Below are 5,969 nucleotides of genomic sequence, written 5' to 3'. Positions count from 1 at the left end.
TAGATAACCCTAAGCTGATATGTTGCCTTTATGATGGTTTTCGTGTGTCAAGGTTAGCTAGGTAAGGGATTTACTGTGGGAAGTGCTGGTTCGCGAAGTGAGGCGTTATGGTAAATCAGGACGATAGGTTAAGTTAGATTTAAGGATGCCCCGAAAATAATGTCATTAAAAATACATGAAACCTTACTAAACTAACGTCCTTAGGACGTTAGTTTAGTAAGGAAACATAAAAAAGTCAATTTTTGAAAAAAAACCTTTATATTCATATCATTAGACAAATATAAATCGCGATGTTAAATTTGACTTTTGTTAGTAGATGATGTATAAGTCCTTAGGACTTATACATCATCTGGTACATCATGAAAGAAGAAACGATCTCCCTAAGAGAATCCTTAAGTAAGATTGTCATGGAACACCATGAGAAACCTGTGATCAGTGCATATGAAATTAACTGGTATTTATACGAGCTTTATAGAGACAAAAAATTTAATGGATTAAAGATTGGGAAAATAACGGCAGACGAGCCTGATTATAGGGTCGTTGGCGATGCTACTTTTCACTTGCTTAGGAAGGGGATTATATCTAAGTGTGTTGATGGGGTTGTTTATTATATAAACAACAAAGATAAACCTTCAGCTCAGCAAGTAGTTTGTTCTATTAATCCATGTTCATATATATCGTATATAAATGCAATGGAGTGGCATGGAATCACTGACAGAATACCAAGTGAAGTTCATGTTACTATGTCGACACCTCGATACTTAAAAGAGTATTTTTCTTTAAAAATAAAAGAAAGCTTCCCATTGATTAAAAATAAAACCTTTTTAATCCCTCAGTTAGTAAGTTCAATACCTATATATGATGGGAAAAAGATAATTTTTCATAAGAAAACAGACTTCAAAATCAAGAATGAACAATTCGCTTCTGGTGGCATTAGAGTTACAAATATAGGTGAGACATTCTTAGATATGCTTAAGTTCCCAGAATACTGTGGTGGTTTTAATCATGTTGTTAGTGTTTTTGAAGGTTTTGCTGAGAAATATTTGCCTATAATAGTAAAGGAATTCTCTAAGAATGGTAACTCTATGGATAAAGCTAGAGCTGGGTATATATTAGAAGATATTTGTGGTTTAACTCATAAAGGCATTGATTCTTGGGCTGATAGTGTCCAGCGAGGTGGAAGTCGCAAGTTAATTGCATCAGAGCCATATTCAAATGTTTTTTCTGAAAGATGGTGTATATCTATAAATATGTAAGAGGGTTTTATGGAGTATTCTATTGAAGATTGGGTCGGTGAGGCGCCGAGGGATAGGGTTGTGTTTAGGCAAGCGGTACATATAGTACTTTCCGCTATTGCAAGCAGTGATTACCTTAGGCCAAAAATGATAATGAAAGGAGGGATGCTTCTGGGTATTAGATATAGGAGCACAAGATTCACGGAGGATATTGATTTCTCTACAAAAATGAAGCTTTCTGAGTTGGATGAGGATGAATTCAGACGTGAATTAAATGAGGCACTTTTAATATCTTCTGATAGCCTTCCATATGGTGTTTTTTGTGCGATCCAAAGCCTCGGGATTCAGCCTAAAAAAAATTATGAAAATGCAACATTCCCATCATTTAATTTGAAGATAGGCTATGCCAGAAAAAGTGTTTCCGGTGAGATGGAGCGACTGGAAAGAGGGCAAAGTCCAAATACTATAAAGATAGATTATAGTTTTAATGAAATTAGCTTTGATGTGGATGATTTGGTTCTCGATGATGATGGTGTGCAATCGTATAACATAACAGATCTAATGGCTGAAAAAATCAGGTCTATAATTCAACAGCCGTATAGAAACAGGAATCGCCGCCAAGATATTTATGATTTAAATTATTTATTTAATTGCGTTAGTCTTGATGATGATGAGCGCTTTGCTGTTCTCACTTCTTTAATTTTAAAATCCGAGGGTAGGATTCCGAAGGAAGATATTCACTGTAATACATTAGATCGTGAAGATATAAAAGAACACTCAGCCAAAGATTATGGAACTTTATCTCAAGAGGTGTCCGGAGATATTCCTGATTTCGAGTATGCTTACAATAAGGTTAATGATTTCTATAAATCACTTCCTTGGGATTTGCTAGTAAATAAAGAAGGTGAATGATGTCATCATATTATCATTTCACCTCTCAAGGTGATAGGAATGAAAATTTAGATAGATTTGTTTATCTCGAATGTAATGGTTTTAACGTTTCATTTATTATGGATGGTTTTTGCAATAACACCCTAGATATGCACTATGTCGATTACTTTGTTGATGTGGTTTCTAGAGGTTGTCTGATGCAGATAGATATAAATCACGCTTGTGATTTTGTTCTTAGCGTTGTTAACGCCCATGATGGAGCGGATGGTAAATCTACGCTCTCGATGGTTATATATGATGATGAAGTAATGAAATATATATCTATAGGTGATTCGAGAATTTATTTTTTAGATAATAAGGAAAGGACCAAAGACGACTCCGTTGCTCAACGTTTGGTCGATTCTGGTTTTTCTCATGAATCCAGCATACCAAGGCACCCTTACAGAAATCGACTTCTTAAATTTGTATCGAGAAAATCAGAGCATCAAGAATTATCATTTAAAGATCGGCGATTAAATAATTCTGAGAAAGTTGTTTTGTGTACCGATGGTTTTTGGTGCCATTGTAATGATGATGTCATATGGGATATGGATACCGAGAGCAAAGTAAGTAATGCATTCTCAGCTGTCATTAGTGGTATGTTGGTGCCTCTAGATAATGTATCTGTAGCATTGCTCTCGATATAAGCGTAAGGCAATAACAACAACTTGCACCGATAGCTCGAACAGTTATATGCTCTAGAAACGAAAAAGCCACCCGGCAAGGTGGCTTTTCGAAGGTTCAATAAACCGGCAAGTTTTTGAACCGTGGTAACTGCATCTTAGCGGGAACAGTCACCAAATCTGTACTTTCAGTGTAGCCGGAAACATCGCAACACTTCAAGCTCTAGTATAGCCTATTCAGTTACAACTATTCCCGCTAATACAGTTACCAGTGGCTACCGCCAGTGGCGATTCGTCGTGTCTTTTCGGGTTGGATTCAAGTGAAAAGTTACCGGAACAGGCGTGGTAGTCGGACTAAACGGGGAGTTCGTGCATATAGTCCAGCTTGGAGCGAACCACCTAAAAGGAACCCAGTTGCGTGGGTAGGAATGAGAAAACGCCACCACAGTGTAACGAAACGGCGGACTGCAACGGGTAAACCTTACGGTGGGAACAGGAGAGCGCACGAGGGAGCCATCAGGGGGAAACTCTTGGTATCTTTAAGTCCTGTCGGGTTTCGCCACTTCTGATTTGAGTGCCTGAAATCACCTGATTTCTGTGAAACTCGTCAGGAGGGCGAAGCCTATGGAAAAACGCCCTTGCGGGCGTGGCCTTTTGCTCTTTATTCCGCTTACATCATTTGTTGTTAGTGTTCCCCATCCGCTCGCCGCAGACAAGTGACCGAGCATAGCGAGCGAACGGTCGAGGAAGCGGAAAATAACTGTAGGTAACCTGGAGCACTGACGCTGTGATGTCCAAACAACAGAAAACGGTACTGAATATGGCTAAATTCATCCAGGCGCAATCCCTGCTTTTGCTGGAGAAGCTCAATGAACAGGATCTCGATGCTGAGGCCGACCTGTGCGAAAAATTGCATGATGATGCGGAACAGCTCTACCGTACTCTGGCTATTCGTCTGAGTAATCTACAAGGGGATCTGTAATGGCTCATGTATCAATTAGCGAAGCGGCACGTCTCGCCAGTGTCAGTCGCCCAACTATTTACAAGCTACTTAAATCTGGTGAACTCAGTTACACCTCATCTGTAAAGTATGGTAAGCCCGTAAAAATCATTGATACTGCTGAGCTTATGCGGGTTTTCGGCGCTCTTAATGTCGTAAGTGATAGTAAACGTGATGCTGTAAAGTTTGACGACGATTCTACAGCGATTAACAGTGATTTTTTACAGGATTTACAGCATCAGGTGGCACTTTTGCAGACGGAAAACGCCGGGCTTAAAGATGCGGTGAATGCCCGGGATGAGCATATAAGTTCACTTCGTCTGGCAATGCAGCTTCTGGAGCATAAACAGCCGTTATCTGACACTCCGAATCTTACGGCATCACCCTGGTGGAAGTTCTGGCAGAAATGAGCGTCGTAATGCAACTCAGTGCAATTTGTCATGGTATCGACGATCTTTAATGCAACTTAGTGCGCATTAACGAAATTTAGTGCAATTTAGTGCAATGCCGCCATTCTCCATAAGGCACGTTACCGACTGTATACAGTCGCGTGCCAAAGGGTACCCCTTTGAAACCCGCTGCTACCTTTCTCATGCTTAACTTGTCTCTTTCTCATACTTAATTACTACCACGTGGTTTTAATACTCCCGTTCCGTTCCGGGTACCATGTTGTCACTGGATTTTCCCTGTTTTCTCAGCCCTTAACCCTCAGAAATGGTGATACACAATACGCACCCTGGCGGGGTGCGTGACTGGCTGAATTTTAATGATTTTCAGGAGAAAGCTGTTTTGTGGACATCATACGCTCCTTCATACTGGAAGGGGAAAAATACCTGTAAGTTACTGATTTTTAACTCATGACGTATCATACGTCGCATACCATGTCATGGCTCGCCGCCCCGACACCCGGCCAGCGCCTCACGACCCCGTAATAAATTTCGTGCCCGTTCACCGCTTCACTCCGGTAATTCAGTGTCAATCACCAGCCACCGGTCACAGTACCGGTAATCCGCATGGTCCCGGTATTCTGCCGTGCCGGCATCACGCAGTGCCCGAAGATCGCCCCCGGTGGCCAGAATATATGTGGTCATGGCAAGGATAGCCTCGCGTGCTGCGGCTTCGGTACCTTCCTCTGTGTCTGCTGCCGACACGCAGCCATACTCTGTACCGTCGAACGCAGGGACGTAGATCCCCCATGCGGTGTCTGTATCTGCGGGGGATTCGATCCCGACCGAGAAGCGGCACGTGATGGTCATGTTTTTCTCCGGTTTAATGTCTGATGGCTTTATACGAAAAGACAGGCGGTGCCAGTGCGTTATCTGGCAGTTTACTGCATGAAATGCCAGACAGACGGAAGATGCCGTCTGTAACGCGGTGCCAGTCAGTCCGGTGCATAACGATTCATGCCTGTAAAATTCATCAGCGCGATTCTGAGGCGTTTTCAGGGGGTAAGACGTGTGGTTTTGCGTCTCCGGCGGCAAAATCGCGCACAGGCCGTTTCAGCGGTGCGCGAAATGGGACGTTATGGTAAATAAGTGGGCGTAAAAAAGCCCGGGTTACGGGCTTCTGGACGCTATGACTTACCACGACATTCTCTGCACCAACTTTGATTCGTTGCACCAGAAGGAATGGTTCTGAATCCGAATAGAGTTTGCAACTCACCTGCAGTATGAGCGGTGGTTCGCTTGCAGTTAGGGCATGTATGAGGAAGATTCACCGTGCCTACCATTTTTCTATCCTTAAACGTCTCCGCGTTCTCTGAGAATTTTCATTGCCATGCTTTTTTCTGTGTTACTGGCTGAGCCGAAAAAACCATCAGATTTAATGAGGCGCTTTAGTTCTTCACTGCTTTTGCTTTCTAAGCGCATTTTGGTTGCCTGGAGTTCATGAGCTTTTTCATCCAAAGCGTTAGCTGCGCCTTTTGCAATTTTACCGGCCGTTTCCCAAAATCCCATTTAACCACTCCTTAATGCTTATCCAATTGGACTTGTTGTGATCCGACGACTCCGACATTTAGGGCAATAATCAGGCGTGCCATAACCAGTACGACTGGTCCACTCATGCTTACAATCCAAACACTTAGCCCGGTAGATTGTCGGTGCCATTGAATACTCCATTGATTTTAAAAATATTTGTATAGTGCACTAAAATTATCGGCAGTTTTTCTCGGAGCTTGAGAGG

7 protein-coding genes are annotated in these 5,969 nt (G+C 42.2%); 5 read left to right on the top strand and 2 right to left on the bottom strand.

Translation table 11 applies throughout. The features are described 5' to 3' along the window. The first annotated feature begins 359 nt into the window (after positions 1–359). From HV302_RS27970 to HV302_RS27950, 5 genes are all read left to right on the top strand, one after another. A complete protein-coding gene (locus HV302_RS27970) occupies positions 360–1,256 on the top strand; it encodes a type IV toxin-antitoxin system AbiEi family antitoxin domain-containing protein (RefSeq protein ID WP_058845346.1) in 897 nt (298 codons plus the stop codon). 9 nt (positions 1,257–1,265) lie between these two features. After that, positions 1,266–2,147: a nucleotidyl transferase AbiEii/AbiGii toxin family protein gene (locus HV302_RS27965; protein ID WP_191212352.1), complete on the top strand. Its 882-nt coding sequence runs from the start codon at positions 1,266–1,268 to the stop codon at positions 2,145–2,147. Next, positions 2,144–2,812, top strand: coding sequence for a PP2C family protein-serine/threonine phosphatase (locus tag HV302_RS27960; protein WP_191212351.1), 669 nt, complete (start codon positions 2,144–2,146; stop codon positions 2,810–2,812). The genes HV302_RS27965 and HV302_RS27960 overlap by 4 nt, the downstream gene beginning before the upstream one ends. 766 nt (positions 2,813–3,578) lie before the next feature. Next, positions 3,579–3,770, top strand: coding sequence for a Rop family plasmid primer RNA-binding protein (locus tag HV302_RS27955; RefSeq protein WP_191212355.1), 192 nt, complete (start codon positions 3,579–3,581; stop codon positions 3,768–3,770). After that, the gene (locus HV302_RS27950) at positions 3,770–4,198 is read left to right on the top strand and encodes a helix-turn-helix domain-containing protein (protein WP_191212354.1); all 429 of its coding nucleotides are present in this window, start codon (positions 3,770–3,772) and stop codon (positions 4,196–4,198) included. The genes HV302_RS27955 and HV302_RS27950 overlap by 1 nt, the downstream gene beginning before the upstream one ends. A gap of 546 nt (positions 4,199–4,744) precedes the next feature. Here HV302_RS27950 and HV302_RS27945 read toward each other — a convergent pair. Both HV302_RS27945 and HV302_RS27940 read right to left on the bottom strand, forming a co-directional pair. Further along, positions 4,745–5,044 carry an antitoxin HicB gene (locus HV302_RS27945; protein WP_191212353.1) on the bottom strand — a complete coding sequence of 100 codons (300 nt, stop codon included), beginning with the start codon at positions 5,042–5,044 and terminating at the stop codon, positions 4,745–4,747. A 483-nt stretch (positions 5,045–5,527) separates the two neighbouring features. Then, on the bottom strand, positions 5,528–5,743 hold the full coding sequence (locus HV302_RS27940; protein WP_015387220.1) for a hypothetical protein: 216 nt from the start codon (positions 5,741–5,743) through the stop codon (positions 5,528–5,530). Positions 5,744–5,969 lie beyond the last annotated feature (226 nt).

This window comes from Citrobacter sp. RHBSTW-00859, assembly GCF_013729795.1.
Taxonomy (GTDB): domain Bacteria; phylum Pseudomonadota; class Gammaproteobacteria; order Enterobacterales; family Enterobacteriaceae; genus Citrobacter; species Citrobacter braakii.
Note: the sequence above shows the minus strand (reverse complement) of the source record. Positions and strands in the feature narration are given on the sequence as shown.

Bases quoted from the DNA above. Each gene is read 5' to 3' on its own strand.
- HV302_RS27970 (WP_058845346.1), top strand. From the start codon at position 360: ATGAAAGAAGAAACGATCTCCCTAAGAGAATCCTTAAGTAAGATTGTC.
- HV302_RS27965 (WP_191212352.1), top strand. From the start codon at position 1,266: ATGGAGTATTCTATTGAAGATTGGGTCGGTGAGGCGCCGAGGGATAGG.
- HV302_RS27960 (WP_191212351.1), top strand. From the start codon at position 2,144: ATGATGTCATCATATTATCATTTCACCTCTCAAGGTGATAGGAATGAA.
- HV302_RS27955 (WP_191212355.1), top strand. From the start codon at position 3,579: ATGTCCAAACAACAGAAAACGGTACTGAATATGGCTAAATTCATCCAG.
- HV302_RS27950 (WP_191212354.1), top strand. From the start codon at position 3,770: ATGGCTCATGTATCAATTAGCGAAGCGGCACGTCTCGCCAGTGTCAGT.
- HV302_RS27945 (WP_191212353.1), bottom strand. From the start codon at position 5,044: ATGACCATCACGTGCCGCTTCTCGGTCGGGATCGAATCCCCCGCAGAT.
- HV302_RS27940 (WP_015387220.1), bottom strand. From the start codon at position 5,743: ATGGGATTTTGGGAAACGGCCGGTAAAATTGCAAAAGGCGCAGCTAAC.